25 protein-coding genes are annotated in these 25,328 nt (G+C 66.6%); 13 read left to right on the forward strand and 12 right to left on the reverse strand.

Annotated features, from left to right (window positions below; all coding sequences use genetic code 11):
- Positions 1-11: 11 nt before the first annotated feature.
- From DN388_RS10825 to DN388_RS10845, 5 genes are all read right to left on the reverse strand, one after another.
- Complete coding sequence (locus DN388_RS10825; protein WP_254999732.1) at positions 12-707, reverse strand: glutathione S-transferase N-terminal domain-containing protein; 696 nt, start codon at positions 705-707, stop codon at positions 12-14.
- Positions 700-1,236 carry a GNAT family N-acetyltransferase gene (locus DN388_RS10830; RefSeq protein WP_043860046.1) on the reverse strand — a complete coding sequence of 179 codons (537 nt, stop codon included), beginning with the start codon at positions 1,234-1,236 and terminating at the stop codon, positions 700-702. The genes DN388_RS10825 and DN388_RS10830 overlap by 8 nt, the downstream gene beginning before the upstream one ends.
- A gap of 75 nt (positions 1,237-1,311) precedes the next feature.
- The gene (locus DN388_RS10835; protein ID WP_043860047.1) at positions 1,312-1,794 is read right to left on the reverse strand and encodes a DUF934 domain-containing protein; all 483 of its coding nucleotides are present in this window, start codon (positions 1,792-1,794) and stop codon (positions 1,312-1,314) included.
- Positions 1,782-3,464: a nitrite/sulfite reductase gene (locus tag DN388_RS10840; RefSeq protein WP_043860048.1), complete on the reverse strand. Its 1,683-nt coding sequence runs from the start codon at positions 3,462-3,464 to the stop codon at positions 1,782-1,784. Before DN388_RS10840 ends, DN388_RS10835 begins: the two co-directional genes overlap by 13 nt.
- A gap of 184 nt (positions 3,465-3,648) precedes the next feature.
- Positions 3,649-4,725, reverse strand: a complete 1,077-nt coding sequence (locus DN388_RS10845) for a sigma-54-dependent Fis family transcriptional regulator (RefSeq protein ID WP_043860049.1) — start codon at positions 4,723-4,725, stop codon at positions 3,649-3,651.
- Positions 4,726-5,025: 300 nt separating this feature from the next.
- Here DN388_RS10845 and DN388_RS10850 point away from each other — a divergent pair, with 300 nt between their 5' ends.
- The 3 genes from DN388_RS10850 to DN388_RS10860 are packed head-to-tail and all read left to right on the forward strand — an operon-like array spanning position 5,026 to position 9,039.
- Positions 5,026-6,249 carry a lipase family protein gene (locus DN388_RS10850; RefSeq protein WP_254999740.1) on the forward strand — a complete coding sequence of 408 codons (1,224 nt, stop codon included), beginning with the start codon at positions 5,026-5,028 and terminating at the stop codon, positions 6,247-6,249.
- 15 nt (positions 6,250-6,264) lie between these two features.
- Positions 6,265-7,461 carry an LLM class flavin-dependent oxidoreductase gene (locus tag DN388_RS10855; RefSeq protein WP_058540253.1) on the forward strand — a complete coding sequence of 399 codons (1,197 nt, stop codon included), beginning with the start codon at positions 6,265-6,267 and terminating at the stop codon, positions 7,459-7,461.
- 3 nt (positions 7,462-7,464) lie between these two features.
- Positions 7,465-9,039 carry an ABC transporter substrate-binding protein gene (locus DN388_RS10860; protein WP_054914430.1) on the forward strand — a complete coding sequence of 525 codons (1,575 nt, stop codon included), beginning with the start codon at positions 7,465-7,467 and terminating at the stop codon, positions 9,037-9,039.
- Positions 9,040-9,157: 118 nt separating this feature from the next.
- On the opposite strand, the gene hpaA is transcribed toward DN388_RS10860, so the two are convergent.
- On the reverse strand, positions 9,158-10,060 hold the full coding sequence (hpaA, locus tag DN388_RS10865) for a 4-hydroxyphenylacetate catabolism regulatory protein HpaA (RefSeq protein WP_254999743.1): 903 nt from the start codon (positions 10,058-10,060) through the stop codon (positions 9,158-9,160).
- A gap of 151 nt (positions 10,061-10,211) precedes the next feature.
- Here hpaA and DN388_RS10870 point away from each other — a divergent pair, with 151 nt between their 5' ends.
- The 8 genes from DN388_RS10870 to hpaI all read left to right on the forward strand — a co-directional run bounded on the left by DN388_RS10870 (position 10,212) and on the right by hpaI (position 17,507).
- Positions 10,212-10,883 (forward strand): fumarylacetoacetate hydrolase family protein, encoded by a 672-nt coding sequence (locus DN388_RS10870; protein ID WP_043860075.1) that lies wholly within the window; start codon positions 10,212-10,214, stop codon positions 10,881-10,883.
- Positions 10,883-11,656 carry a fumarylacetoacetate hydrolase family protein gene (locus tag DN388_RS10875; RefSeq protein ID WP_123753080.1) on the forward strand — a complete coding sequence of 258 codons (774 nt, stop codon included), beginning with the start codon at positions 10,883-10,885 and terminating at the stop codon, positions 11,654-11,656. Before DN388_RS10870 ends, DN388_RS10875 begins: the two co-directional genes overlap by 1 nt.
- Before the next feature lie 5 nt (positions 11,657-11,661).
- On the forward strand, positions 11,662-13,122 hold the full coding sequence (gene hpaE, locus DN388_RS10880; protein ID WP_043860079.1) for a 5-carboxymethyl-2-hydroxymuconate semialdehyde dehydrogenase: 1,461 nt from the start codon (positions 11,662-11,664) through the stop codon (positions 13,120-13,122).
- A gap of 122 nt (positions 13,123-13,244) precedes the next feature.
- Positions 13,245-14,102, forward strand: coding sequence for a 3,4-dihydroxyphenylacetate 2,3-dioxygenase (gene hpaD, locus DN388_RS10885; protein WP_043860073.1), 858 nt, complete (start codon positions 13,245-13,247; stop codon positions 14,100-14,102).
- A gap of 19 nt (positions 14,103-14,121) precedes the next feature.
- Positions 14,122-14,517, forward strand: a complete 396-nt coding sequence (locus DN388_RS10890; RefSeq protein WP_043860072.1) for a 5-carboxymethyl-2-hydroxymuconate Delta-isomerase — start codon at positions 14,122-14,124, stop codon at positions 14,515-14,517.
- Between the two features lie 50 nt (positions 14,518-14,567).
- Positions 14,568-15,872 carry an MFS transporter gene (locus DN388_RS10895; protein ID WP_043860071.1) on the forward strand — a complete coding sequence of 435 codons (1,305 nt, stop codon included), beginning with the start codon at positions 14,568-14,570 and terminating at the stop codon, positions 15,870-15,872.
- 12 nt (positions 15,873-15,884) lie between these two features.
- Positions 15,885-16,688 (forward strand): 2-oxo-hept-4-ene-1,7-dioate hydratase, encoded by an 804-nt coding sequence (gene hpaH / locus DN388_RS10900; protein ID WP_043860070.1) that lies wholly within the window; start codon positions 15,885-15,887, stop codon positions 16,686-16,688.
- A gap of 15 nt (positions 16,689-16,703) precedes the next feature.
- Complete coding sequence (gene hpaI, locus DN388_RS10905) at positions 16,704-17,507, forward strand: 4-hydroxy-2-oxoheptanedioate aldolase (RefSeq protein WP_254999756.1); 804 nt, start codon at positions 16,704-16,706, stop codon at positions 17,505-17,507.
- Positions 17,508-17,588: 81 nt separating this feature from the next.
- Here the strand turns inward: hpaI and hpaR are convergent, their stop codons facing one another.
- Positions 17,589-18,011 carry a homoprotocatechuate degradation operon regulator HpaR gene (gene hpaR, locus DN388_RS10910; protein ID WP_043860068.1) on the reverse strand — a complete coding sequence of 141 codons (423 nt, stop codon included), beginning with the start codon at positions 18,009-18,011 and terminating at the stop codon, positions 17,589-17,591.
- A 179-nt stretch (positions 18,012-18,190) separates the two neighbouring features.
- On the opposite strand from hpaR, the gene DN388_RS10915 reads away from it, so the two are divergent.
- Together DN388_RS10915 and DN388_RS10920 are read left to right on the forward strand one after the other, a co-directional pair.
- The gene (locus DN388_RS10915) at positions 18,191-19,489 is read left to right on the forward strand and encodes an FAD-binding oxidoreductase (RefSeq protein WP_078481239.1); all 1,299 of its coding nucleotides are present in this window, start codon (positions 18,191-18,193) and stop codon (positions 19,487-19,489) included.
- Positions 19,490-19,524: 35 nt separating this feature from the next.
- Positions 19,525-19,890, forward strand: coding sequence for a cupin domain-containing protein (locus DN388_RS10920; protein ID WP_100632703.1), 366 nt, complete (start codon positions 19,525-19,527; stop codon positions 19,888-19,890).
- A 77-nt stretch (positions 19,891-19,967) separates the two neighbouring features.
- Here the strand turns inward: DN388_RS10920 and DN388_RS10925 are convergent, their stop codons facing one another.
- From DN388_RS10925 to DN388_RS10945, 5 genes are all read right to left on the reverse strand, one after another.
- Positions 19,968-20,552 (reverse strand): TetR/AcrR family transcriptional regulator, encoded by a 585-nt coding sequence (locus DN388_RS10925; protein WP_078481241.1) that lies wholly within the window; start codon positions 20,550-20,552, stop codon positions 19,968-19,970.
- Positions 20,553-20,568: 16 nt separating this feature from the next.
- The gene (locus tag DN388_RS10930) at positions 20,569-21,783 is read right to left on the reverse strand and encodes a multidrug effflux MFS transporter (RefSeq protein ID WP_088515092.1); all 1,215 of its coding nucleotides are present in this window, start codon (positions 21,781-21,783) and stop codon (positions 20,569-20,571) included.
- 118 nt (positions 21,784-21,901) lie between these two features.
- Positions 21,902-22,855 (reverse strand): transcriptional regulator FeaR, encoded by a 954-nt coding sequence (gene feaR / locus DN388_RS10935; protein WP_058540261.1) that lies wholly within the window; start codon positions 22,853-22,855, stop codon positions 21,902-21,904.
- A gap of 117 nt (positions 22,856-22,972) precedes the next feature.
- On the reverse strand, positions 22,973-23,563 hold the full coding sequence (locus DN388_RS10940; protein ID WP_043860062.1) for a DUF3156 family protein: 591 nt from the start codon (positions 23,561-23,563) through the stop codon (positions 22,973-22,975).
- Complete coding sequence (locus tag DN388_RS10945) at positions 23,523-25,025, reverse strand: APC family permease (RefSeq protein WP_088515095.1); 1,503 nt, start codon at positions 25,023-25,025, stop codon at positions 23,523-23,525. The genes DN388_RS10940 and DN388_RS10945 overlap by 41 nt, the downstream gene beginning before the upstream one ends.
- Positions 25,026-25,328: the final 303 nt, after the last annotated feature.

Consider the following 25,328-nt stretch of genomic DNA (forward strand, 5'->3'; position numbering starts at 1 on the left):
GCACAACCCGGTCAACCCGGAATCAGCAAGCCGCGCTGCACCGCCGGCCGCGCCAGAAACGCCTCCAGCACGCGGCGAACCTCGACGAACTCTTCGATCCGCACCAGATCCCCCGCTTCGTAGAAACCGATCAGGTTGCGCACCCACGGCAGCGTGGCGATATCCGCGATGCCGTACTCGTCCATGATCCAGTCGCGCCCGTGCAGGCGCCGGTCCAGCACGCCCAGCAGGCGCCGCGCCTCGTCCACGTAGCGCTGCAGCGGGCGCTTGTCTTCATAGGCCTTGCCGGCGAACTTGTTGAAGAAGCCCACCTGGCCGAACATCGGGCCGATACCGCCCATCTGGAACATCAGCCACTGGATCGTCTCGTAGCGCGCAGCCGGGTCTTCAGGCAGCAGCTGGCCGGTCTTCTCGGCCAGGTACAGCAGGATCGCCCCCGACTCGAACAGCCCCAGCGGTTTGCCCCCCGGCCCGTGCGGGTCGAGGATCGCGGGGATCTTGTTGTTGGCACTGAGCGAGATGAACTCGGCGCTCAGTTGATCCTCGGTGGCAAAGTCCACCTTGTGCGCCTCGTAGGCCAGGCCCGTCTCTTCGAGCATGATCGACACCTTCACCCCGTTGGGCGTGGGCAGCGAATACAGTTGCAGGCGCTCGGGGTGGCGGGCAGGCCATTTGCGGGTGATGGGGTAGGCAGAAAGATCAGTCATCGGCAGCCTCTGGTTCGGCAGTGGCGCAGGCGCGCACCATCACCCAGTCACGGTGACGTTCCGGCCCGCAGACAAAAATGGCCTCGCCCACCTGGCGGAAGCCATTGCGTTGGTAAAAGCGGATCGCCCGGCTGTTGTGTTCGTTGACCGTCAGGCGGATCGCCCCGCCCACCTGGGCCAGGGTGTCCTCAAGCAGGCGCTGGGCCGCGCCCTGGCCATGGTGCTCGGGCAGTACGTAGCAGCGGCTCAGTTCCGGCAGGCCGTCGGCCGCCTCGATACCCAGCGCCTGCGCCGCCTTGTCGATCAGGGTGTAGCCCACCACCACGCCGTCATGCTCCAGCACGCGCAATTGCTTGGCGCGGCTGATCAGGTGCAGGCAGAAGTGTTCGGGCTGAAGATGGCCTCGGATATAGGCGGCAAGCGCCTTGGCCGATGAATCGGCGGGGCTTGCCAGGGCGAAGGTCTGGCTGGCGATGTCGCTGAGGGCTTCAGCATCGGCCGGCCGGGCAGTACGGGTACTGAAAAGCATGCTGCAACATCCTGTCCAACGGGCGAACCTGCATGGTAGCCCGTTCCATCACCGACGCGACAGCACCCTACGCACTCAACGTCGCCGAAACAGCGGCCTGGGCTCGATCACCGAACGCCCGTAGAGCACGCTCATGCCCTGCAGGCCCTTGAGCGCGTCGGCTGCCGACTTGTCCTCGCGCACGGCAAAACTGTCGAAACCGCACTGGCGCATATGGCTCAGCTGGTCGCGCAGCACATCGCCGACAGCACGCAATTCGCCCTGCCAGCCCAGCCGCGTGCGCAGCAGGTAGGCCTGGCTGTAGCCACGGCCATCGCGAAACGAGGGGAAGTCGATGGCGATCAGCGGCAGCACGCCCAGCCACAGCTGCAGCGACTCGACATCGTCATCCGGCCCCAGCCACAGCCCGTGATAACCACTGGGCTGCGCCAGCCAGCGGTGCAGCGGCAAAATCAGCGCGCCCGTCGGCAGCGGCGCCTCCTGCTCGCGCAGCAACTGCCAGCTGTCGCCCTCCACAAGCTGCGCCTGCCCTTGGCGTATCGCGATCACATTGCGCATGTGGACACCTCCGGCTGCCTGGCATAGACGCGCTCCTTGAACGGCTCCAGCCCCACCCGCGCCACGGTGTCGACGAAGGGCTCGTCGAGTTCGCGGTAGGCGCAGTAGGTGGCCACGATCTGCTCGATCACGCGGGGGATCTCGGCGGCGCTGAACGACGGGCCGATCACCTTGCCCAGTGCGCTGGCCTTGCCCTGCGCCCCGCCCAGGGTCACCTGGTACCACTCGCTGCCGTTCTTGTCGACGCCCAGGATGCCGATGTTGCCGATGTGGTGGTGGCCACAGGCGTTGATGCAGCCCGAGATGTTCAGGCTCAGCTCGCCCAGGTCGTGCAGGTAGTCGAGGTCGTCGAAGCGGCTCTGGATGGCCTGGGCGATGGGGATCGACTTGGCGTTGGCCAGCGCGCAGAAGTCGCCGCCCGGGCAGGCGATGATATCGGTCAACAGGCCGATGTTGGCGGTGCCCAGGCCCTGCTCGCAGGCCAGACGCCACAGCGGGTACAGGTCGGCCTTGCGGACATCGGGCAGGATCAGGTTCTGCTCGTGGGCGATGCGGATTTCACCGAAACCGAAGTGCTCCGACCAGTCGGCCACGTTGTCCATCTGCTCGGCGGTGAGGTCGCCGGGGGGCGCCGCCGGGCCGGGCTTGGTCGACAGCACCACGCTGGCATAGCCGGCCACCTTGTGCGGCTGCACGTTGCGCGAGACCCAGCGGGCGAAGGAGCGGTCCATGGCCAGGTGGGTGCCGTAGTCCAGGTCGCCGTCGGGCTGCGCGGCGTAGCATGGCGGCGCGAAGCCTTCGGCCACCCGCTGGAACTCGGCTTCGGTGAGCTGCGCCGGGCCGTCCTTGATGTGTTGCCATTCCTGTTCGACTTCACGGGCAAAAGCCTCGATGCCCAGTGCCTTGACCAGGATCTTGATGCGCGCCTTGTACTTGTTGTCGCGCCGGCCATGGCGGTTGTACACCCGCAGGATGGCCTCGACGTACGACAGCAGGTGCTCCCACGGCAGGCCCTCGCGGATCTGCAGGCCCAGGATCGGCGTGCGCCCCAGGCCGCCGCCGACCATCACCCGCAGGCGCATCTGCTGGCGCCCGTCGCGGTAAAGGTACAGGCCGATGTCGTGCATCATGATCGCTGCGCGGTCCTGGCGGGCCGAGCAGATGGCGATCTTGAACTTGCGCGGCAGGAACAGGAACTCGGGGTTGATGGTCGACCACTGGCGCAGGATCTCGGCCAGCGGGCGCGGGTCGATGATCTCGTCGGCGGCGACGCCGGCGAAGGCCTCGGTGGTGATGTTGCGCACGCAGTTGCCAGAGGTCTGGATCGCATGCATGTCGACCTCGGCCAGGCGCTGCAGGATATCCGGCACCTGGGCCAGTTCGACCCAGTTGAACTGGATGTTCTGGCGCGTGGTGAAGTGGCCGTAGCCGCGGTCGTAGTCGCGCGCGATGCTGGCCAGGGTGCGCATCTGGCGGGCGCCGAGGGTGCCGTAGGGGATGGCCACGCGCAGCATGTAGGCATGCTTTTGCAGGTACAGGCCATTTTGCAGGCGCAGTGGCAGGAATTCTTCTTCGCTCAGTTCACCGGCAGTGAAGCGCTGCACCTGGTCGCGGAACTGGGCTACGCGCTCGAACACCAGTGCACGATCGTATTCGTCGTAGTGATACATGGTCGGACCTCATCAGGGAGGCCGCTACTATGGCTTCGAGGTGTACTGGGTTACAGATTCAGGTTGGGGGGATTAATGCGGATCAGTTGACCCGGTGGCGCCTGTATCGCGGGTCAAGCCCGCTCCCACAGAACGTTCACAGCCCCTCAAGTCGGTGCACAACCTGTGGACCCGCGAAGAGCCCTTACAGGCCGACAGTATCGCTACGCTTGAGCTCGCCGATCTTCTCCAGACGCGCCCGCACGATGTTGCGGCTGATGTTGAGCAGGCGCCCGGTCTGCAGCTGGTTGCCGTGGCAGTAGCGGTACGCGGTGCGAAACACCGTCTCTTCGATATGCTCGTACAAATCCTCGACGTTCTGCTCGAACAGCGCCGTCAGCGCCGCCTCCAGGCTTGGCGCCTCTGGCGTCTGCAGGCGCAGCGGCTGGGCGCTCTCCTCCTGGCGGATACCCACCGAGCGCATGTCCACCAGGTGCAGGTCGGCCGGCTGCACCACCTGCTGGCGGCACACCAGCAAGGCATGGTGAATGGCATTTTCCAGCTCGCGGATGTTGCCTGGCCAGCTGTGCCCCAGCAGCTTGCGCTCGCTCTCCAGGCTCAGGCTGGCGCGGCTGTAGCCCAGGCGCTGGCAATGCTCCTCGAGAAAGAACTCGGCCAGCGGCAGGATGTCGCCGGGGCGCTCGCGCAGCGGCGGCAGGCGGATGGTCGCCACGTGCAGGCGGTAGAACAGGTCTTCGCGAAAGTGCCCCGCCACCACCGCATCGGCCAGGTTGACGTTGGTGGCCGCCACCAGGCGCACGTTGATCGGGATCGGCGTGCGCGACCCCAGCCGCACCACTTCGCGTTCCTGCAGCACACGCAGCAGCTTGACCTGCATGTTCAACGGCAGGTCGCCGATCTCGTCGAGAAACAGCGTGCCGCCATTGGCCGCCTCGAACCAGCCCGCCTTGCTGTTGGTGGCCCCGGTGAATGCGCCCTTTTCATGGCCGAACAACTCGCTCTCCACCAGGGTTTCGGCAAAGGCGCCGCAGTTGACCGCCACGAACGGTTCGCGACCGCGCCGGCTCAACTGGTGAATATGCCGCGCCACCAGTTCCTTGCCGGTGCCGGTCTCGCCGATGATCAGGGTGTTGGCCTCGCTCGGCGCCAGGCGCTCGATACGGGCCAGCAGTTCCTGGGAGCGAGGGTCCTTGAACACCAGCACGGTGGCACGAACGGATTTGGTCAGTTCCCGGGCATGGGGATGGGTAATCAGCGACATGGTGCATTCCTGGCATTGATAGCGCCGGCCCATAGTGCACGAAACAAATTAGAACAAATAATTATTAATTCATCTTTGTATATTCCAATTTCACCTATCAGAAACCACCTGCTGAGGCACTGCTGCCACAGCAGCAATCCGGCCCAGGGGGTTGCTTGCGAATCAGCAGCGCGGTGCTGGGCAGCGTCTGTATGAAACCAGGAAAACCCTGCTGATTCAGCAGGTTGCGTGAATATTTCAGCACCTGGCACGGCTTTCGCTCTGCACCCGGCATCGTTGTTTCGCCCAAGGAAGCCCCTGATGAAATTCCCGCACTCCGTGGCCTTCGGCCTGAGCCTGCTCGCCCTCTCCTGCGCCGCCATGGCCGCCGACACCTACGCCCCCACGCCCGACCTGCTGCAGGGCGACGGGCGCGTTTCGGCGTTCTACCACTGGGAACAGGCGATCCCGGCCACCCCCGGCACGTTGCTGCGCAGCGAGCCGCTGGAGCAGACCCTCAGCCTGCCCGGCGCGGCCAGCCAGTTGCGCATTCTCTACAGCTCCACCGACGGCATCGACGGCAAGACCCCGATCGCGGTCTCCGGCGCGCTGTTCATTCCCCAGGGCAAGGCCCCGGCCGGCGGCTGGCCGGTGGTCACCTGGGGGCATGGCACCGTCGGCGTGGCCGACATCTGCGCGCCGTCCTGGTCGGGCCGCTCGTACCGCGACGTGCAGTACCTGGCGCGCTGGCTGAACGAGGGCTATGCCATCGTCGCCACCGACTACCAGGGCCTGGGCGTGCCCGGCGGCCACCCGCTGCTGAACAACCGCATGGCCGCCTACGGCATCCTCGATGCGGCCCGCGCCGTGGTCAGCGGGGTGCCGGGCCTGGCCAACAAGGTGCTGGTGGTCGGCCAGTCCCAGGGCGGCGCCGGGGCCTTCGCCTCTGCCGCCTATGCCCCCACCTACGCTCCGGACCTGGGCCTGAAGGGCAGCGTCGGTACCGGGGTGATCTACACCGTGGGCGCCAGCAACGTGGGTGAGCAGGACCCGAACAAGGTCGACGCGTCACTGGCCTACGGTTTCTACACCCTGCTGGCCGCGCAGCAATACGACCCGAGCATCGACCCGCGCGACTTCTACACCGACAAGGCCCTGCCACTGTTCGAACAGGCTCGCACCACCTGCCTGGCGTCGCTCACCGCCGATGTGATCGGCACCGGGCTGACCCCGGCCAACACGCGCAAGGCCACCGACGGCGCACAACTCAAGCCGTGGCTGGCGCAGGTCTCCTACCCGACGCTCAAGCTTGCGCAGCCGATCTTCATCGGCACCGGCGCCGAGGACAAGACCCCCGCTGCCGTCACCCAGGTCAGCCTGATGAAGGACGCCTGCGCTGCCGGCTCGGTGGTGGAGGGCCACCTGTACAAGGGCCTGGGCCACAGCGAGACGGTCAATGCCTCGCTCAAGGACTCGCTGCCCTTCGCGCGCAAGGTGTTCAGCGACCAGCCCGTCACCCCTATCTGCAACCCCAGCGTGCAATAAGCCAGGAGCCTGCCCATGAGCATCGAATTCTTTACCCGCCTGCCGCTGCACGGTGAAACCCAGTTCCTGCCCGGCGACCCGCGCAACCGCGGCGACTGGCATGCCGGCGGCGCCAGCACCGGCGCGGTGTCGGGGTTTGCGGTCGGTGACCACTTCACCTACATCGACTACCTGGGGCAGATTGCCCGGGCCGCCGAAATCAACGGCTTCGGCGGTGCGCTGATGGTCAATGCGCCGTCCGGCGAAGAGCCCTGGACGGTGTGCTCGCTGCTGGCCCGCGAAACCCGCACGCTGAAGTTCGTCACCGCGTTCCAGCCCTACCACTACACCCCGTGGGTGGCGGTGCAGCAGGCCGCCACCTACCAGCGCGCCAGCGGCAACCGGCTGGTGTGGAACATCATCAACGGCGGCTCGGACGCCCTCCAGCGCCAGGTCGGCGACCTGGCCGAGCACGACGAGCGCTACGCCCGCGCCACCGAGTTCATGGATGTGGTCAAGGGCTACTGGCACTCGGAGCACTTCCACTACGACGGGCGCTTCTACAAGGCCGAAGGCGGCGGCCTGCGCGGGCCGCAGAAAAAGGCTGAGCTGCCGCTGATCTGCACCGCCGGCTCGTCGATTGCCGCCCGCGAGTTCGCTGCAAAGCATGCCGACTTCTACCTGATGCGCGCCGAGCACCCCGACGAGATCGCCGCACTGATCGCCGACATCCGCCAGCGTGCGCTCACGTTCGGCCGCAGCGACATCCGCTTCGGCCTGTCGATCGACGTGATCGCCCGCGAGACCGAGGCACTGGCGCTGGCCGAAGCCAAGCGCTTTTTCGACGAGGGCGTGGCCAGGGGGGCCGCCAAGGCCAAGGCGGCCCACGAAGGGCTGCGTACCGCGCGCAAGCTCAGCTACGAGGAGGACTACCGGCCCGAGCACGACGAGCGTGGCTTCGACGATTTCTTCATCTACCCCAACGTGTGGTCGGGCTTCAGCCACATCGGCATCCCGCCGGGCCTGGCGCTGGTGGGCAGCTACGCCAACGTGGTGGCGCGCATTCGCGAGTACAACGCGCTGGGCATCGACCTGTTCTTCCTGGCCGGCTACCCGCACCTGGAAGAAGCCTACCGCCTGGGCGAGCACGTCCTGCCGCACTTTCGCGGTGAACGGCAGGCGCTGAGCCGGCCCGTGCAGGCCACCGCGCAGTTGCGCGCGGCAGGAGCCTGAGCCATGAACCCCAACCACTACAGCCGGCGCCAGTTCATCGGCCAGGGCCTGGCCATGGGCGGCGGCCTGCTGCTGGGCACCAGCCTGCTCAGCGGCTGCGGCCCGGATGACGCCCCCGCCCCCGCCGCCGGGGTTGCCCAGCCGCGGCACGGCGGGCGCCTGCGCCTGGGCATCCTGGACGGCGGCCAGACCGGCAACCTCGACGCCCACAAGCCCATCGGCAGCGGCATCGTGCGCGGCTTTGCGCTGTACAGCAAACTGTGGGAATGGGACGAGCAGATGCAGCCGCGCCTGGCCCTGGCCGAGTTCGCCGAGGCCAGCAGCGACGCGCGCAGCTGGACCCTGCGCCTGCGCCAGGGCCTGGAATTCCACAACGCCAAGACCATCGATGCCGACGACCTGATCTTCTCGATCCGCCGCCTCACCGACCCGCAGCTGGCTTCGCCCTACGCCGCCTTGCTGCACTGGGTGGACCGCGACAACCTGGTCAAGCTCGACAACCGCACGGTGCGCCTGAGTTTCAAGGACGGCCGCAGCTTCCTGCCACTGCCGGAAACCTGGGTGAATTTCGGTGGCATCGTGCCGGTGGACTATCACCCGGTCACCAACCCGGTCGGCGCAGGGCCCTACCGGTTCAAGAGTTTCACCCCCGGCCAGCGCTCGGTGTTCAGCCGCTTCGAGAACTACTACAAGGCCGGCAGGCCGTATGCCGATGAACTGGAGATCATCGACTTCAAGGACCAGGTCTCGCGCCTGGCCGCGCTGCGTGCCGGGCAGATCGACATGGCCAACGGCATGCCCAGCGAGCAGTTGCAGGTGCTCGAGCGCGACCCGCGGCTGAACCTGGTGACGTCGATCAGCGGCAACTGGCTGTCGTTCGAAATGAACACCAGCAAGCCGCCATTCAACGACCCGCGGGTGCGCGAGGCACTGCGCCTGCTGGCCGACCGCGACGAGCTGGTGCGCCGCGCCCTCAACGGCCAGGGCCGCGTGGCCAACGACCTGTACGCCCCGTTCGACCCCACCTTCAACCACGCCCTGCCCCCGCGTGCCCATGACCCGCAGCGCGCCGCGCAACTGCTGCGCGAGGCTGGCCAGGAACACCTGCGGGTGGAACTGGTGACCACCGCCGGGCCGGCGCTGGCCTCGGCGCTGGTGCTGGCCGAGCAGGCCAGGCGCATCGGCGTGACCCTCGATGTGCGCCAGGTCGACAGCGCCACCTTCAACGGCCCGCAGCAGGACCAGTGGCTGCTGAGCACCGGCGGCACCATCGGTGCGCCGTTCCTGGCCAGCGCCATGCACACCGACGCGCCGTTCGCGGTGGCCAACAAGACCCACTTCGACGACCCGCAGTTCACCCAGCTGTTTCTGCAGGCCATGGCCCAGCCGGACCTGGCCAGGCGCACCGCACTGGTCCACCAGGCGCAGCAGATCCAGTACGACAAGGGCGGCCTGCTGATCTGGGGCTATGCCAACCTGCTCGATGCGTTTTCACGCAAGGTCGGCGGCGCGGCGCCGGAGCAGACGTTGTTCAGCACCTGGCGTTTTGAAAACCTGTGGTTGAACAACGCCGCCTGAGCGCTCTGAAAAGTACAAGCGCACCCCTGTAAAAGGCATTTTTCCGTTACACCGCTACCGCCATCATGGCGGCAGCGGCGCTTGCCGCGCCTAACAACAAAAACGGAAAAATGCCATGTCAGCGCACGCCCGCCTGCCGTTGGCGGTACTCGCCCGGCGTCACCTGCGCATAGCGCAGGAAAAACCGGCTGAAGTACGCCGGGTCCTTGAAGCCCAGGCTGTAACAGATCTCGTTGGCCGAACTGCCGGTGAACACCAGCAGGCGCTTGGCTTCCTGCATCAGGCGCTCCAGGATCAGGCGCTTGGACGACAGGTCGGCGATACGCCGGCACACGTCATTGAGCCGCGCCTCGGTCACCCCTACCCCCAGCGCATAGCGCGACAGCGGCCAGTGCTCCAGGTAATGCGCCTCGATCAGCTCGTTGAAGCGGTGGAACACCTGCAGGTCCTCATGCCGGGTCTGGCGCGCCGGCAGCGAGCGCGCGCACAGGCGCAGCAGGCTGAGCATGATCAGCCGGGTCAGGCTGTCCAGCGCCGGGCCACGGCCCACCTGCGCGGCATTGATCTCGCGGTGCAGCTCGTCGAACAGCAACACCAGGCGCCGCGCCTCGTCGGCAAACCGTCCCTCCAGCCCGCTCAGCGCCACGCACGCCGGCGCCACCTGCGGCCCAGGCGCCAGCGCAGGGTCGGCTTCGAGCAGTTGCCATACCAGTTGCTGGCGCACGGTCAGCACGTGGCCGTCGGCGTCGGGCTCGGTGACGAACGAGTGCGGGGTGGTCGGCGGGGTAAGGAAGAACATCGGCCCCGACTCCACGTACTGCTGGTCATCCAGGTACACCCGCACCGTGCCGCTCTTGACGTAATGCACCTGAAAGTAGCGGTCGTGGCGGTGCACCGGCATGTTGCGGCCGAAAAAGCCGGCCAGGTTGCCGAGCTTGTCGTAATGCACCTCGGCATCGCTGTACCGCTGGTCGTAGACCTGCCCGATGTTGATGTTGGGAATCGGCGTGCGTTCGTTCATGACGGGGTTTCCTGCTGTGTTCCTGTTCTGCCGGCAGCTTAACGCCTGACACGCGCCGCTTGCCTTTCGTTAACATCTTAATTATAACGTTAACACATTAACGATTTGTCCCGCAGGGTGCTTGCCGCCCTGCCCTTGCCAGGAGAAGAGCATGAGCCGTGCCCTGCACGACGTTGCCACCGGCACCCTGTTCGGCGTTGCGCTGAACTACCAGGGGTTGCTGAACCAGCGTCTCGCCGAATTCGAACAGGCGCCGTACCAGAAGCCCCCGGTCAAGCCGGTGCTGTTCATCAAGACCCCCAACACGCGCAACCGCCATGGCGCCCCGGTGGTGTACCCGCAAGGTGTCGAACGCCTGCAGCCGGGCCCGGCGCTGGGCGTGGTGATCGGCAAGCGCGCCAGCCGCGTGAGCGTCGAACAGGCCCTGGAGCACGTGGCCGGCTACACCATCGTCAACGAGTTCAGCCTGCCCGAAGACAGCTACTACCGCCCGGCGGTCAAGGCCAAGTGCCGCGATGGTTTCTGCGTACTCGGCCCTGAGCTGGTGCCGACCGCGCAGGTGGCCGACCCGCATCAGCTGGCCATCGAGCTGTTCGTCAATGGCGAACTGCGCCAGCACAACAGCACCGCCAACCTGGTGCGCAACATCCCGCAGCTGATCGCCGAGATCAGCGAGTTCATGACCCTGCACGCAGGCGACGTGCTGATTACCGGCACCCCCGAAGGCCGCGTGGACGTGCTGCCAGGCGATCAGGTCGAGGTCCGGATCAGCGGCCTGGGCCGCCTGGCCAACCCGATCGTGGCCGAACAGGAGCAACGCTGATGAAACACGCCCATATCCGTTACCAGGGCCAGGACCACGCCGTGACCGTGGAAGATGGCAACAACGTGCGCCTGGCCGATGGCCGCCTGCTCGCCGAGCACGAGGTGCAGTGGTTGCCGCCGGCCACCGGCAGCATGTTCGCGCTGGGCCTGAACTACGCCGACCACGCCGCCGAACTGGCCTTTGCCGCACCCACCGAGCCGCTGGCCTTCGTCAAGTCGCCCGGTACCTACACCGGCCACAACCAGGTCACCTGGCGCCCGGACAACGTCAAGTACATGCACTACGAGTGCGAGCTGGTGGCGGTGATCGGCAAGCCGGCGCGCAACGTCAGGCGCGAGGACGCGCTGCAGTACCTGGCCGGCTACACGGTGTGCAACGACTACGCGATCCGCGACTACCTGGAGAACTACTACCGCCCCAACCTGCGGGTGAAGAACCGCGACGCCACCACCCCGGTGGGCCCGTGGATGGTCGATGTGGCCGATGTGCCGGATGCGTCCAACCTCACCCTGCGCACCTGGATCAACGGTGAGCTCAAGCAGCAGGGCAGCACCCGCGACATGATCTTCGACATCCCCTACCTGATCGAATACCTGTCCAGCTTCATGACCCTGCAACCGGGCGACATGATCGCCACCGGCACCCCCGAAGGCCTGGCCGACGTGGTGCCGGGTGATGAAGTGGTGGTGGAAGTGGAAGGTGTCGGCCGCCTGGTCAACCGCATTGTCAGCGAAGCCGAGTTCTTCGCGCTGAACCCGCAAGAGGCATGAACCCGATGATCAAGCACTGGATCAATGGCCGTGAGGTCGAAAGCAAGGACGTCTTCGTCAACTACAACCCGGCCACCGGCGAGGCCATCGGCGAAGTCGCCAGCGGCGGCGCCGAAGAAGTTGCCCAGGCAGTTGCAGCAGCCCGGGAGGCGTTCCCCAAATGGGCCGGCACCCCGGCCAGGGAGCGTGCGCGGCTGATGCGCAGGCTGGGCGAGCTGATCGAGCAGAACGTGCCCCGGCTGGCCGAGCTGGAAACCCTGGATACCGGCCTGCCGATTCACCAGACCAAGAACGTGCTGATCCCGCGGGCCTCGCACAACTTCGACTTCTTCGCCGAAGTGTGCACGCGCATGGATGGCCACACCTACCCGGTCGACGACCAGATGCTCAACTACACCCTGTACCAGCCGGTCGGCGTGTGTGCGCTGGTGTCGCCGTGGAACGTGCCGTTCATGACCGCCACCTGGAAGACCGCGCCCTGCCTGGCCCTGGGCAACACGGCGGTGCTGAAGATGAGCGAACTGTCGCCGCTGACCGCCAACGAACTGGGCCGCCTGGCGGTAGAGGCCGGCATCCCCAATGGCGTGCTCAACGTGATCCAGGGCTACGGCGCCACCGCAGGCGATGCCCTGGTGCGTCACCCGGACGTACGCGCCATTTCGTTCACCGGCGGCACCGCCACCGGCAAGAAGATCATGCAGACCGCGGGCCTTAAGAAGTACTCGATGGAACTGGGCGGCAAGTCGCCGGTGCTGATCTTCGAGGACGCCGACCTCGAGCGCGCGCTGGACGCTGCGCTGTTCACCATCTTCTCGCTCAACGGCGAGCGCTGCACCGCCGGCAGCCGCATCTTCATTCAAGAGAGCGTGTACCCGCAGTTCGTGGCCGAGTTCGCGGCGCGGGCCAGGCGCCTGATCGTGGGCGACCCGCAAGACCCCAGGACCCAGGTCGGCTCGATGATCACCCAGGCCCACTACGACAAGGTGACCGGCTATATCCGCATCGGCATCGAGGAAGGCGCCACCCTGCTGGCCGGTGGCCTGGAGCGCCCGGCCAACCTGCCGGCGCACCTGGCGCGCGGGCAGTTCATCCAGCCCACGGTGTTTGCCGACGTGAGCAACAGCATGCGCATCGCCCAGGAGGAGATCTTCGGCCCGGTGGTGTGCCTGATCCCGTTCAAGGACGAGGCCGAGGCACTGAAGCTGGCCAACGACACCGAGTACGGGCTGGCCTCGTACATCTGGACCCAGGACATCGGCAAGGCGCATCGCCTGGCCCATGGCATCGAGGCCGGCATGGTGTTCATCAACAGCCAGAACGTGCGTGACCTGCGCCAGCCGTTCGGCGGGGTGAAGGGCTCCGGTACCGGCCGCGAAGGTGGCCAGTACAGCTTCGAGGTGTTTGCCGAGATCAAGAACGTGTGCGTGTCGATGGGCAGCCACGCCATTCCGCGCTGGGGCCTCTAAGCGCATCGCGGGTCAAGCCCGCTCCTACAGGGACCGCAATGATCCTTGTGGGAGCGGGCTTGACCCGCGATGGCGAACTCACTGACCCACCACAAGAACAACAGATCCAGGAGTACCCCACCATGGGCGAAGTCGTCCTCGCAGCCAAAGTCTGCCACGTCCCCTCGATGTACCTGTCCGAACTGCCCGGCAAGCACCACGGTTGCCGCGAGGCCGCCATCGCCGGCCACAAGGAGATCGGCCGCCGCGCCCGCGAACTGGGCGCCGATACCGCCGTGGTGTTCGATGTGCACTGGCTGGTCAACAGCGGCTACCACATCAACTGCGGCGAGCACTTCAAGGGCACCTACACCAGCAACGAACTGCCGCACTTCATCAAGAACATGGACTTCGAGTACCCCGGCCTGCCGGCACTGGGCGAGTTGATCGCACAGGAGGCCAATGCCGCCGACGTGCGCACCCTGGCCCACAACATCCCGAGCCTGGAGCTGGAATACGGCACCCTGGTACCGATGCGCTACATGCACATGGACGTGCCCGCCGCCGACAGACTCAAGGTGGTGTCCATCGCCGCCTGGTGCGCCTGGCACCGCCTGGAAGACAGCTTCACGTTCGGCGCCGCCGTGCGCCGGGCCATCGAGAAGAGCGACCGCAAGGTGCTGGTGCTGGCCTCCGGCTCGCTCTCGCACCGCTTCTCGGACGACCGCAACGCCGAGGCCAACATCCACAACTGGACCCGCGAATTCGACAAGCAGATGGACCTGCGCGTGGTGGAACTGTGGAAGCAGGGCCGCTTCAGGGAGTTCTGCGCGATGCTGCCCGACTACGCCAGCCACTGCTACGGCGAAGGTGGCATGCACGACACCGCGATGCTGCTGGGCCTGCTTGGCGGCGCCGACTACGACAGGCCGGTGGAGGTGCTGACCGAGCCGTTCGGCAGCTCCGGCACCGGCCAGATCAACGCCATCTTCCCCGTCTGACCCCGCCAAGGAGCCCAGGATGCCCCACTTCATCGCCGAGTACACCGACAACCTCCAAGCCCAGGCCGACCTGCCCGGCCTGTTCGAAAAGGTCCACCACTGCCTGGGCGCCACGGGCGTGTTCCCGCTGGGCGGCATCCGCAGCCGTGCGGTGCGCCTGGACACCTGGCGCATGGCCGACGGGCAGCACGACTACGCCTTCGTGCACATGACCCTCAAGGTCGGCCACGGGCGCGACCTGGCCACCCGCGAACAGGTGGCCAAGGCCCTGTTCGCGGTGATCACCGAGCACTTTGCCGACCTGCAGAGCCAGCGCCTGCTGGCCCTGTCGTTCGAAATGATCGAGCTGCACCCGCAACTGAACTTCAAGCAGAACAACGTGCACGCGTTTCTGAACCAGCAGCAGCCGGGCTGAACCCGGCCCTGCGCTCCCCCATCGGCCCTCTGACCAAAAAGAACAAGATCATGAGCACAGCCAATACCGCCGCATCGGCCAGCCTTGCCCAGCACGACTCCACCCACGGCACCGTCACCTGGCGGCTGATGCCGCTGCTGCTGGTCTGCTACCTGTTTGCCCACCTGGACCGCATCAACATCGGCTTCGCCAAGATGCAGATGAGCAGCGACCTGCACTTCAGCGACACGGTGTACGGCTTCGGTGCCGGCCTGTTCTTCATCGCCTACGCGCTGTTCGGCGTACCCAGCAACATGGCCCTGGACCGGGTCGGCCCGCGGCGCTGGATCGCCACCCTGATGATCGTGTGGGGCGCGCTGTCCACCGGCATGCTGTGGGTCGAGTCGGCCTCGGGCTTCTACGTGCTGCGCTTTCTGCTGGGCGTGGCCGAGGCCGGGTTCTTCCCCGGCATCCTGGTGTACCTCAACCGCTGGTACCCGGCCCGGCGCCGTGGCCAGATCACCGCGCTGTTCGCGATTGCCGTGCCGATGGCCGGGGTGATCGGCGGGCCGCTGTCGGGCGGCATCCTGGAACTGTTTCACGACGCCGCCGGCCTGCGCGGCTGGCAGTGGATGTTCCTGATCGAAGGGGCCCCGGTGATGCTGCTGGGCCTGGTGGTGCTCAAGCGCCTGCCCGACAGCTTCGAGCACGTCAGCTGGCTGGACGCCGGCCAGAAGCAGCACCTGCGCGAGCAGTTGGCCAGCGAAGAGCAACGCAAGTCGATCACCTCGTTCGGCGGCATCCTGCGCAACCGTCAGGTATGGCTGCTGGTGGCGGTGTACTTCGCGGTGATGCTGGCGGTCAACACCCTGGCCTTCTGGATGCCGACCCTGATCCACGGCGCCGGTATCGGCAGCGACGGCCGCGTGGGCCTGCTCAGCGCCATCCCCTACCTGGCCGGCTGCCTGTTCATGATCGCCTGCGGGCGCTCGTCCGACCGCCAGCGCGAGCGGCGCTGGCACCTGTGCGTGCCGCTGCTGATGTCGGCACTCGGCATCGCCGTGGCCGGGCTGGCCCCGGGCAACCCGCTGATGGTGCTGGGCGGCCTGATCGTCGCCGGCATGGGCGCCAGCGCCGCCCTGCCGATGTTCTGGCAGCTGCCGCCGGCGTTTCTGTCCAACACCACGCAGGCGGCCGGTATCGCGCTGATCAGCTCGTTCGGCAGCATCGCCTCGTTCCTTGCGCCCTACCTGATCGGCTGGATGCGCGACACCACCCACAGCGCCAGCCTTGCGCTGTACGTGCTGGCCCTGTTCATCGCCCTGGGTGGCCTGCTGGTGCTGCGCACCCGGGCTGCCATCGTCAACCCCCAGTAAGAGATGCCGAACATGCTCGACCCTAGCCAGATCCTTCAAGCCGCCGCCCAGCTCGACCGCGCCGAGCGCAGCCGCGAGCAGGTGCGCCAGTTTTCCCTCGATCACCCGGCCATCGGCATCGAGGACGCCTACGCCATCCAGCGCGCCTGGGTGGCGCAGAAGATCAAGGACGGGCGCAAGCTGGTCGGGCACAAGATCGGCCTGACCTCGCGCGCCATGCAGGTGTCGTCCAACATCACCGAGCCGGACTTCGGCGCGCTGCTCGACGACATGTTTTTCGACGAAGGCAGCGACATCCCCTTCGAACGCTTCATCGTGCCGCGGGTGGAGGTGGAGCTGGCGTTCATCCTCGGCAAACCCCTCAAGGGGCCCAATGTGACCCTGTTCGATGTACTGGATGCCACCGAATGGGTGATCCCGGCGCTGGAGATCATCGATGCGCGCATCCAGCAGGTGGACCCGCACAGTGGCGCCACGCGCAAGGTGTTCGACACCATCTCCGACAACGCCGCCAATGCCGGGGTGGTGATGGGTGGGCGCGCGGTGCGCCCGGGCGACATCGACCTGCGCAAGGTGCCGGCGGTGCTGTACCGCAACGGCGTGATCGAGGAATCCGGGGTGTCGGCGGCGGTGCTCAACCACCCGGCCAAGGGCGTGGCGTGGCTGGCCAACAAGCTGGCGCCGTATGACGTGGCGCTGGAGGCCGGCCAGGTGATCCTGGGCGGTTCGTTCACCCGGCCGGTGGCCGCCAACCCCGGCGATACCTTCCATGTCGACTACGACATGCTCGGTTCCATCGCCTGCCGTTTTGTCTGACCTTCGGAGACTGCCATGCACCTGCCTGTGAACCGTTTCAAACAACGCCTGGCCAGTGGCGAGCCGCAGATCGGCCTGTGGCTGGGGCTGGCCAGCGCATATTGCGCGGAGCTGGCGGCCAATGCCGGCTTCGACTGGCTGCTGATCGATGGCGAGCATGCGCCCAACGACCTGCGCGGCATGCTCGCGCAGCTGCAGGCGGTGGCGCCCTACCCTGGCGAGGCGATCATCCGCCCGGTGATCGGCGACACCGCGCTGATCAAGCAGGTGCTGGACATCGGCGTGCAGACGCTGCTGGTGCCGATGGTGGAAAGCGCGGCCCAGGCCGGCGAGCTGGTGCGCGCCATGCGCTACCCGCCACTGGGCGTGCGCGGGGTGGGCAGTGCACTGGCGCGGGCCTCGCGCTGGAACAGCATCCCCGGCTACCTGGACCAGGCCGATGCGCAGATGTGCCTGCTGGTACAGATCGAGAGCGTCGAGGGGCTGGCGCAGCTGGACCGGATTGCGGCCGTGGAGGGGGTGGACGGGGTGTTCATCGGCCCGGCCGACCTGAGTGCGTCGATGGGGCACCGGGGCAATCCGGGGCACCCTGACGTGCAGGCGGCAATCGAAGACGCGATCGTGCGGATTCAGCGTGCGGGCAAGGCGGCCGGGATTCTCAGCGCCGATGAAGCGCTGGCGCGCCGCTACATCGAACTGGGCGCGGCGTTCGTGGCGGTGGGGGTGGATACCACGGTGCTGATTCGCGGGTTGCAGGGGTTGGTGGGCAAGTTCAAGGGTGAGGCGGCACCTGTCGACAAGGCTGGCGGGGTGTATTGATCTGACGGGCCGCTTCGCCGGCAAGGCCGGCTCCTACACAGGCTGCGGTGTCTGCAGGAGCCGGCCTTGCCGGCGAATGAGTTAGCGCCGTACTTGCTTCAGTTCTTCCAGCAACCCCAGCAACTGCTGCAGCTTCTGTTCACCGAACTGGTCCTGCAGCTGCTGGTAGTTGGCCTCCATGCTCTGGCTCATGGAGTCGAAACACGCCACGCCCTTGTCCGCCAGCTTGACCAGCACCCGCCGCTGGTCCTGCTCGGCCTTGCGCCGGCACACCAGCCCCGCCGCCTCCATGCGCACCAGCACACCGGTCATGCTCGGCTTGAGGATGCACGCCTGTTCGGCCAGCCGGTAGATCTCCAGCTCGCCCTGCTGGCTGAGGATACGAATGACCCGCCACTGCTGCTCGGTCAGGCCATGCTGGTTGAGCGAGGGGCGGAAGAAGCTCATTGCCGCCTCGCGGGCTTGCAACAAGGTAAGAGTCAGCGAAACACGAGGTTTGGACATGGAAGGCTACGGTCATCAGGTTATTTGTTAACACTTTAACAAAGAAGCCGGCGGCCACCTACCCGCCTGCGCAGCGCTGGCACCCGCGGTCAAGGCACGCGGCACGCAGGATCAAGACACGCCACCCCGCCAAGCCCCCTAATAGGCCTCGAAAGCTCCTCCACTTTTCAGGCTGCGCCATGATCACGATCGAAACGCCGACCTACTACACGGCAACCAAGAAATACAACCTGAGCTTCCCGACCCTGGAACACGATGAAGACGCGGACGTGGTCATCATCGGCGGCGGGTTTTCCGGCATCAACACGGCGCTGGAGCTGGCCGAAAAGGGCATCACCAACATCGTCGTGCTCGAGGCCCGCTACCTGGGCTTTGGCGGCACCGGGCGCAACGGCGGGCAGATCATGGCCGGCATCGGCCACGACCTTGAAAAGATCAAATCAGCCGTGGGCGAAGATGGCCTGCGCCAGATCTTCGAGATCAGCGACCTGGGCGCCGACATCATCAAGCAGCGCATCGCCCGGTACGCCATCGATGCCGACTTCTGCCACGGCTATGGCTACATGGGCTTCAATGCCCGCCAGGAGAAAACCCTGCGCGCCTGGGAGAAAGACTTCAAGTCGGTGAATTCCCAGCACGAGATCCGCTTTCTGGGCGGCAGCGAGGTCAGCCAGATCATCGGCTCCAACGCCTACGGCAGCGCCCTGCTGCACATGGGCGGCGGGCATGTGCACTCGCTCAACCTGCTGCTGGGCGAGGCCAAGGCCGTGGCCGGGCATGGCGTGCGCATCTTCGAGAACAGCCCGGCGCTGCAGGTGCAGTACGGCGAGCGCATCACCGTGCGCACCGGCCGCGGCTCGGTACGCGCCAGCAAGCTGCTGTGGGCCTGCGACAGCTTTCTGAACAGGCTTGAACCCGAACTGCACCGCTCCACCATCAACACCTACGCCTTCCAGATGATGACCGAGCCGCTGCCCGAGGATCTGATCCGGCGCATCAGCCCGATTCGCGGCGCCTACAGCGACATCCGCCCGGTGATCGACTACTACCGCGTGACCAACGAGAACCGTCTGCTGTTCGGCGCCGCGACGCCGCTGGTGGAGCATATCCCACGCGACCTCAAGGCCTGGAACCGGGCATTGATGCTGAAGATCTTCCCGTACCTGAAGGACGTGAAGATCGACCTGGCCTGGGGTGGCCCGATGGCCTGCAGCCCCAACCTGTTCCCGCAGGTCGGCACCCTGCCCGGGCGCAGCAATGCGTTCTACGTGCAGGGCTACTCCGGGTTCGGCGTGACGCCCAGCCACATCATCTGCAAGGTGCTGGCCGAGGGCATGAGCGAAGGCTCGGCCCGCTATGACCTGGTCAGTTCGATCCCGCGCCCGACGATTGTCGGCAAGGACCATATCCGCCCGCTGCTGCTCACGGCCGGCAAATCCTGGCACCAGCTGTCGGGGTACTGGAATGGCCGGCGCTGACCCCCCTTTTTTTCCACTGTTCAAGGAACACTGCCATGACCCTGACTGCACTCAAGCACAACATCCAGCTCGGCGAACTCGACGCCTGGGGCACCGTTGCCGACCTGGGCTCGGAGATTCTCGAAGGCGAGGTGCGTGCCTTCGGCAAGATGACCTTCGGCGCGCCGACCGACGCGCTCAGCAGCGCCTACTTCGGTACCACCCAGGGCAGGTTCCGCATGGTCTACCCGTTCAACGAGCAGGCCACGGTGATGACCGGCCAAGTGCGCCTGACCGATGAAAGCACCGGGCAGAGCACGCTGTACAAGGTGGGCGACAGCTGGTTCGTGACCAAGGGCACGCCGGTGCTGTGGGAGGTGCTGAGCGAGAGCTTCGTGAAGCATTACCTGGCGGTGGCCTGACGGGCCTCTTCGCCGGCAAGGCCGGCTCCTACGGGATGACGCGGTGCCTGTAGGAGCCGGCCTTGCCGGCGAAGGCATCACCTCGGTGCCGCGCCCAGCGCATCCCCGAACACCACCCACATCGCCCGCAACCGCCGCGCGTACGCCTGCGGCCCGGCATAGATCAGCTCTACATTCAGGCTGTCCACCACCCCCAGGTACGCGTCCACATACACCCCCCGCCGCGCCACCGGCACCTGCGGCAGGCACGTGCCCAGCGCCTGCTCGAACACCTCGCCCAGCCGCGCCAGGTACCCCTCGAAGCCTGCCGAGATGATCGGCCGCAGCGCCGCCGGCGGAAAGAACGCGGTACGCAGCAGAAACCGCAGGTGCGCCGACTGCTGATAGCGCTCACCCAGGCAGTGGGCATAGCCGGCCCCCGGCAACGCGTCGTCGCACTGCGCAAAGCACTGCTCCACATACAGCCGCTCGGCCTCCACCGCACGCTCGAACACCGCCTCGAACAGGTCGTCCTTGCTGCTGAAGTGCGCATACAGCGACGGCTTGCGCATGCCGGCCGCCGCCGCGATGTCGTTGAGCGAGGCGGCATCGTAGCCATGCTCGGCAAACTGCTCGACCGCGATCGCGCAGACCTTCTGCGCCGAAGGCGTGAGGGTTCTCATGCAGGGTTCTCCCGTATCAATGCCCGGCCAGGCTGCTCGCCTCGACCGGCGCGTGCCGGGTGCAGGCGCGCACCAGCAGCGCCACGACAACACCCGAAATCACCAGCAGCGACGCCCAGTGCGCCGCGCCCAAAGGCGCCATGATGCCCGACAACGGCGTGGCGAACGACGAAATGATCAACTGGAAGGCGCCCAGCAACGCCGCCGTGGAGCCCAGCGCGCGGCTTTGCGAAGACATCACCAGCGACATCAGCGTGGCCTCGAGAATGCCCAGGCCGAACATCGCCAGCGCCATGCCGGCAACGATGCCGGCCAGCCCCGCCGCGCTCAGGGCCCCTGCCAGTACCACCAGGGAACCGATCAGCAGGCACCCCGCACCGGCCTTGGCCAGGCGCAGCAGGCCCTTGCGCGCCACCAGCCGACCCGCCGCGATGGCGCCGAGCAGAATTGCCACCCCGGTGGCGCCGAACAGCGTGCCGAAGGCTTGCACCGACAGGCCGAAGTGGGTCTGGTAGACGAACGCCGCACCGCCGATGTAGGCAAACAGAAAGAAGAACACCGCCGCCAGCGCCAGCGCCGGGCGCAGGAACTGGCCATCGCTGCCGATGCGCAGGTAGGTGCGCAGGATGTCCCGCGGCTGCCAGGGCTGGCGCTTGTCGGCGGCCAGGGTTTCCTTGAGCACCCAGGCCGAGTTCAACAGCACCAGCACGCCGAGCCCGGCCAGGGTGAGCATGATCGCGCGCCAGCCAAGGTGCGCCCCCACAAAACCGCCCACCGCCGGTGCGAGCACCGGCGCCAGGCCCTCTACGGTCATCAGCAGGGCGAAGATCTGCGCGGCGCGCGCCCCTTCGGCCACATCGCGGACCATGCTCATGATCACCACCAGGGTCAGCGCACTGCCCAGGCCCTGGACAAAGCGCGCCGCCAGCAGGGTTTCGAGGCTGGGCGCCTGGGCCGCGGCCAGCGAACTGAGCACGAACACCAGTAGCCCGGCCAGCAGCGGCCGGCGCCGGCCCAGGGTGTCGACCAGCGGGCCGAACAGCAATTGACCGGCGCCCATGGCCAGCAGAAACACCGTCAGCGTCAGTTGCACCCCGGCATAGGTCGCGCCGTACTCGGCGGCGATGCTCGGCATGCTGGCCAGGTACATGTCGATGGCCGACGGCCCCAGGGCGCCGATCAGCGCCAGGGACACGGCAAATTTCACGTGGGGGGACTGCGGGGTGTGCATAGCTCGAATCCACAAAAAGGTCACAGGTCTGGCTGCCGAATGCCAACCTACCGACCGGTAGGTAGCCAGAACGTGCGAGCCTATACACTGTGCCCCGCAGGGTCAAGCCAGTGGTTTATCAGGCCGGGCCGGCCAGGCTATGGGAGCGGTAGTCCTTGGGCGAGCGTTCGAACTGTTTCTTGAACGAGCGGCTGAAGTGCGCCGAATCGGTGAAGCCCCATTTGTAGGCGATGGTGGTGATCGACTCGGTCTTGAGGATCGGGTTGGCCAGGTCGTCGGCGCTGCGTTGCAGGCGCGTGCGCTGGATGTAGCGGCACACGCTGTCGCCCTGCTCTTCGAACAGGCGGTAGAGGTGGCGCACCGAAATGTTCAGGCGGTTGGCCAGGTTCACCGGCGACAGGCCAGGCTGGCCCAGGGACTCGTCGATCACCTTCTGCACATAGCTGCGCAGGTTGGCGCCGTGCAGCGCCGCGCCCGGCTGCACCTGGTCATCGCCGCCCTCCAGGGCCGACCCCAGCAGCGACAGAAATGCACTGTGCAGGGCCTGGCCCTCGGCCAGCTCGCCCTCCCCCGGAGCGCTTTCCTTGCACAGCTGATCCATCAGCACATGCAGCATGCGCCCGCAGGCCTTGGTCTGGGAGATCTTGCCGAAGGTACGCGCATCGCCCCCCAGCTGCCGGCACACCGCCTCGCGCGAGAGCGACAGCGAGGCGTGTTCGATCAGGCCGAACGGCATGATTTCACAGGCCCCGACCGCGTCCATCAGCAGCATCTCGCCCGGTGCCAGCTGCACGCTGACCCCGTTCTGGGTGACCTGGGAGAAACCGGTGCGCTGGCTGACCAGAAAGCAGTGCTGGTCGTTGTCGCGGTCGGGCTTGATGCCGTCGCGGCGGATCAGCCCGGCGTTGGTGCGCAGGTTGGCCAGGGCCAGGCCGCCGCGTGACCAGGTGGAAATCTCGCCGATGAACAGCGAGCGGTTGAATGCAAGTTCGGTCTCGAAATGCCCGCAAATGTGCTGCATGTCGGCATTCCAGCGGTCCAGCGCAGTGCCGGCGAGCTGATGAGTACTCATGGGTAACTCCACGATGGCATCTTGTTTTTGTTGGGCAATAGTTAACATGTTAGCTATATGCACGCAACACGTTCGTCGTCGCCAGGGTGGAAGCAGTTTTGGTGCCAGTCTGCGGGTTCAGAGGCCTTCGACAAGCCGCGCCAGACCTTTCAATGCGGCCAGCAGCAGGTCACGCTGTGCGGGGTTCAGGCTGATGTAGCGACGAAACGCCGGCATGCGGTTGACCACCTCGCTGCCGCCCATGTGCTCCAGGGTCAGGGTCCAGCAGCCGCCTGCCAGGTCCAGGTGCAGGCGCTTGAAATCCAGCGGCATCAGCGCCTGTTGCAGGGCCGGGTCGTGGGTCAGGGCCTGCTCCAGCCGCGCCTGCCAGGACCGCTCGCCACGCAGCCGGTGCCAGCGCAGGCCGCTGCGCCGCAGTGCACCGGTATGCTGCAACGCCAGCCGCGCCGTGCCCTGTTGCGGGCCGGGCACCTGCAGGCGGAACTCGCACAGCACCAGGTGCATCAGCAACTGCGACTCGGTGCGCTCGCGCACCTCGAACGCCAGGCTGCCATCGGCCAGGGCGTAGCGTGCACTGCCCGGCCCCAGCACCTCGCAACCGGCCAGGCCGAGGTTGCGCTGCAGGTGCGCCAGCGTCACCCCGGGGCGGTAGCCCGAGGGCGCGCGGTCAAACAGCCTTTGCCACAGTGTGGGCAGGGTATGCGCCATGCTCGACTCCCGGTTGGTGGGCAAATTCGCGCGCCAGCACCTCTTCGACCGAGGCCGGCTTGAACGGGTTGACCTTCTGCACCACCAGGGTCCAGAACAGCGCGTACACCGCCGTGGCGCCGAGCATCCAGGCGAATGGCACGTACACCTGGGCCGGGTTCATGCCCGGCGGGGTGATGAACCACATGCCCAGGCCGATGCCGACGCTCGACAGCAATTGCGGCAGCGGGAACAGCGGCGAGCGGTAGGCCCGTGGCAGGTCGGGCCGGCGAATGCGCAGGATCACCACCGACAGCGTCACCAGCAGGTAGGCGGTGCTCCAGGCACACACCGCCGCCAGTACCAGGTGCAGGATGGTGTCGGTGTTGCCGCCCAGCCACCAGGCGTGCAGGCACGGGATCAGCATCGCCACCAGAATGCACACGATGGGGGTCTTGAAGCGTGGGTGCAGGTAGGTGAACACCCGGGGCAATGCGCCATCCACCGCCATGCCATAGAGGATGCGCGGCACCCCGGCCATCAGGGTGTTGATGGTGGCGGCGCCGGCGAACAGAAAGCCGATGCCCAGCCACAACGGGCCGATGTCGCCCATCACCTGTTGGGCAAAATGCGGAATGGCCATGGGCGTGTCCAGCAGGTGCGTGCCGCTGGCGGCGTCGAGCAGCACGTTGTCGACCTGGCGCTTCATCGCCGCGCCATAGATGAACATGCACGAGGCCACGCCCAACAGCCCCAGCGCCATGGCCCTGGGCAGGGTGCGCGCCGACTGGCGCAGGTCGGGTGCCAGCGGGGTGACGAACTCGCAGCCGACGAACATGAACATCGCCATGCCCACCAGCGACAGCACGGTGATCAGGTCGGTGCCCACCAGCGACGCGCCGAACCAGCCGTCCAGTTGCACCGCCGGGGCGGCGATCAGGCCGAGCACGCCGAACACCATCAGCGTGGTCCACATGCCGAAGGTGAGGATGATCTCGGCCTTGCTGAACACACTGATGCCGAACGCATTGAGGATGCCGAACACCACCACGAAGCCCACCCCCAGCAGCCACGAGCCACCGGCGGATTCGGCCAGGGTGTTGAGGTGTTCGAAGTTCACCAGCGCCATCACCCCGGCCAGGATGGTTTCGGCGGTGCCAGCGAACACGTGCACGATCAGGTAGGCCGACAGCGTGCCGGTGATGGCGAAGAAGCGCCCCATGCCGCAGTTGATGTAGTCGTACACCGAGCCGGTGGTGGGCAGGATGGCGGCGGCTTCGGCGAAGGTGGTCGACTGGGCGAGCATCATCAGCATGGCGATCAGCATGGCCACGGCGAACGCACCGCCGCCGATGCCGAAACCGGTGGTGGCGGTGAGGATCACCGGGCTGGCCATGATCAGGCCGATGGTGCTGGCCAGCGCTGTGGGGAACCCGACCGTGCCACGGTTCAGGTGCACGCTGAGGGTGTGGTTGAGCGACATGATGAGCGACCTCGAATGCCGTTGTTGTGGTTATGCGCCACTGTGCGCTGGCGGTTGACTGGCGTCTTGCCCGTGGCTGCCTGGGGTTTTGTTGCAGGCTGCCAGCGCACTTCTGGCCGTAGCCGGTTTGCCTGACACACCCTGCACTCAGGTTTTACGACCGCTTCGCGCTCGATCGTCGGCCAAGCCAACTCCCACGCCCTGCGGGCAGAAGCCGACCTCACAGCCCCAAACAACCTGCTTCTGGCCGCAAGGCCGTGGGAGCGGGCTTGCCCCGCGATCTGGCGCGAAGCGGCAGCAAAA

It is taken from the genome of Pseudomonas sp. S12(2018) (genome assembly GCF_024355235.1).
Taxonomy (GTDB): domain Bacteria; phylum Pseudomonadota; class Gammaproteobacteria; order Pseudomonadales; family Pseudomonadaceae; genus Aquipseudomonas; species Aquipseudomonas palmensis.

Coding starts and splice junctions, on each gene's coding strand:
- DN388_RS10825 (WP_254999732.1), bottom strand. CDS start 707: ATGACTGATCTTTCTGCCTACCCCATCACCCGCAAATGGCCTGCCCGC.
- DN388_RS10830 (WP_043860046.1), bottom strand. CDS start 1,236: ATGCTTTTCAGTACCCGTACTGCCCGGCCGGCCGATGCTGAAGCCCTC.
- DN388_RS10835 (WP_043860047.1), bottom strand. CDS start 1,794: ATGCGCAATGTGATCGCGATACGCCAAGGGCAGGCGCAGCTTGTGGAG.
- DN388_RS10840 (WP_043860048.1), bottom strand. CDS start 3,464: ATGTATCACTACGACGAATACGATCGTGCACTGGTGTTCGAGCGCGTA.
- DN388_RS10845 (WP_043860049.1), bottom strand. CDS start 4,725: ATGTCGCTGATTACCCATCCCCATGCCCGGGAACTGACCAAATCCGTT.
- DN388_RS10850 (WP_254999740.1), top strand. CDS start 5,026: ATGAAATTCCCGCACTCCGTGGCCTTCGGCCTGAGCCTGCTCGCCCTC.
- DN388_RS10855 (WP_058540253.1), top strand. CDS start 6,265: ATGAGCATCGAATTCTTTACCCGCCTGCCGCTGCACGGTGAAACCCAG.
- DN388_RS10860 (WP_054914430.1), top strand. CDS start 7,465: ATGAACCCCAACCACTACAGCCGGCGCCAGTTCATCGGCCAGGGCCTG.
- hpaA (WP_254999743.1), bottom strand. CDS start 10,060: ATGAACGAACGCACGCCGATTCCCAACATCAACATCGGGCAGGTCTAC.
- DN388_RS10870 (WP_043860075.1), top strand. CDS start 10,212: ATGAGCCGTGCCCTGCACGACGTTGCCACCGGCACCCTGTTCGGCGTT.
- DN388_RS10875 (WP_123753080.1), top strand. CDS start 10,883: ATGAAACACGCCCATATCCGTTACCAGGGCCAGGACCACGCCGTGACC.
- hpaE (WP_043860079.1), top strand. CDS start 11,662: ATGATCAAGCACTGGATCAATGGCCGTGAGGTCGAAAGCAAGGACGTC.
- hpaD (WP_043860073.1), top strand. CDS start 13,245: ATGGGCGAAGTCGTCCTCGCAGCCAAAGTCTGCCACGTCCCCTCGATG.
- DN388_RS10890 (WP_043860072.1), top strand. CDS start 14,122: ATGCCCCACTTCATCGCCGAGTACACCGACAACCTCCAAGCCCAGGCC.
- DN388_RS10895 (WP_043860071.1), top strand. CDS start 14,568: ATGAGCACAGCCAATACCGCCGCATCGGCCAGCCTTGCCCAGCACGAC.
- hpaH (WP_043860070.1), top strand. CDS start 15,885: ATGCTCGACCCTAGCCAGATCCTTCAAGCCGCCGCCCAGCTCGACCGC.
- hpaI (WP_254999756.1), top strand. CDS start 16,704: ATGCACCTGCCTGTGAACCGTTTCAAACAACGCCTGGCCAGTGGCGAG.
- hpaR (WP_043860068.1), bottom strand. CDS start 18,011: ATGTCCAAACCTCGTGTTTCGCTGACTCTTACCTTGTTGCAAGCCCGC.
- DN388_RS10915 (WP_078481239.1), top strand. CDS start 18,191: ATGATCACGATCGAAACGCCGACCTACTACACGGCAACCAAGAAATAC.
- DN388_RS10920 (WP_100632703.1), top strand. CDS start 19,525: ATGACCCTGACTGCACTCAAGCACAACATCCAGCTCGGCGAACTCGAC.
- DN388_RS10925 (WP_078481241.1), bottom strand. CDS start 20,552: ATGAGAACCCTCACGCCTTCGGCGCAGAAGGTCTGCGCGATCGCGGTC.
- DN388_RS10930 (WP_088515092.1), bottom strand. CDS start 21,783: ATGCACACCCCGCAGTCCCCCCACGTGAAATTTGCCGTGTCCCTGGCG.
- feaR (WP_058540261.1), bottom strand. CDS start 22,855: ATGAGTACTCATCAGCTCGCCGGCACTGCGCTGGACCGCTGGAATGCC.
- DN388_RS10940 (WP_043860062.1), bottom strand. CDS start 23,563: ATGGCGCATACCCTGCCCACACTGTGGCAAAGGCTGTTTGACCGCGCG.
- DN388_RS10945 (WP_088515095.1), bottom strand. CDS start 25,025: ATGTCGCTCAACCACACCCTCAGCGTGCACCTGAACCGTGGCACGGTC.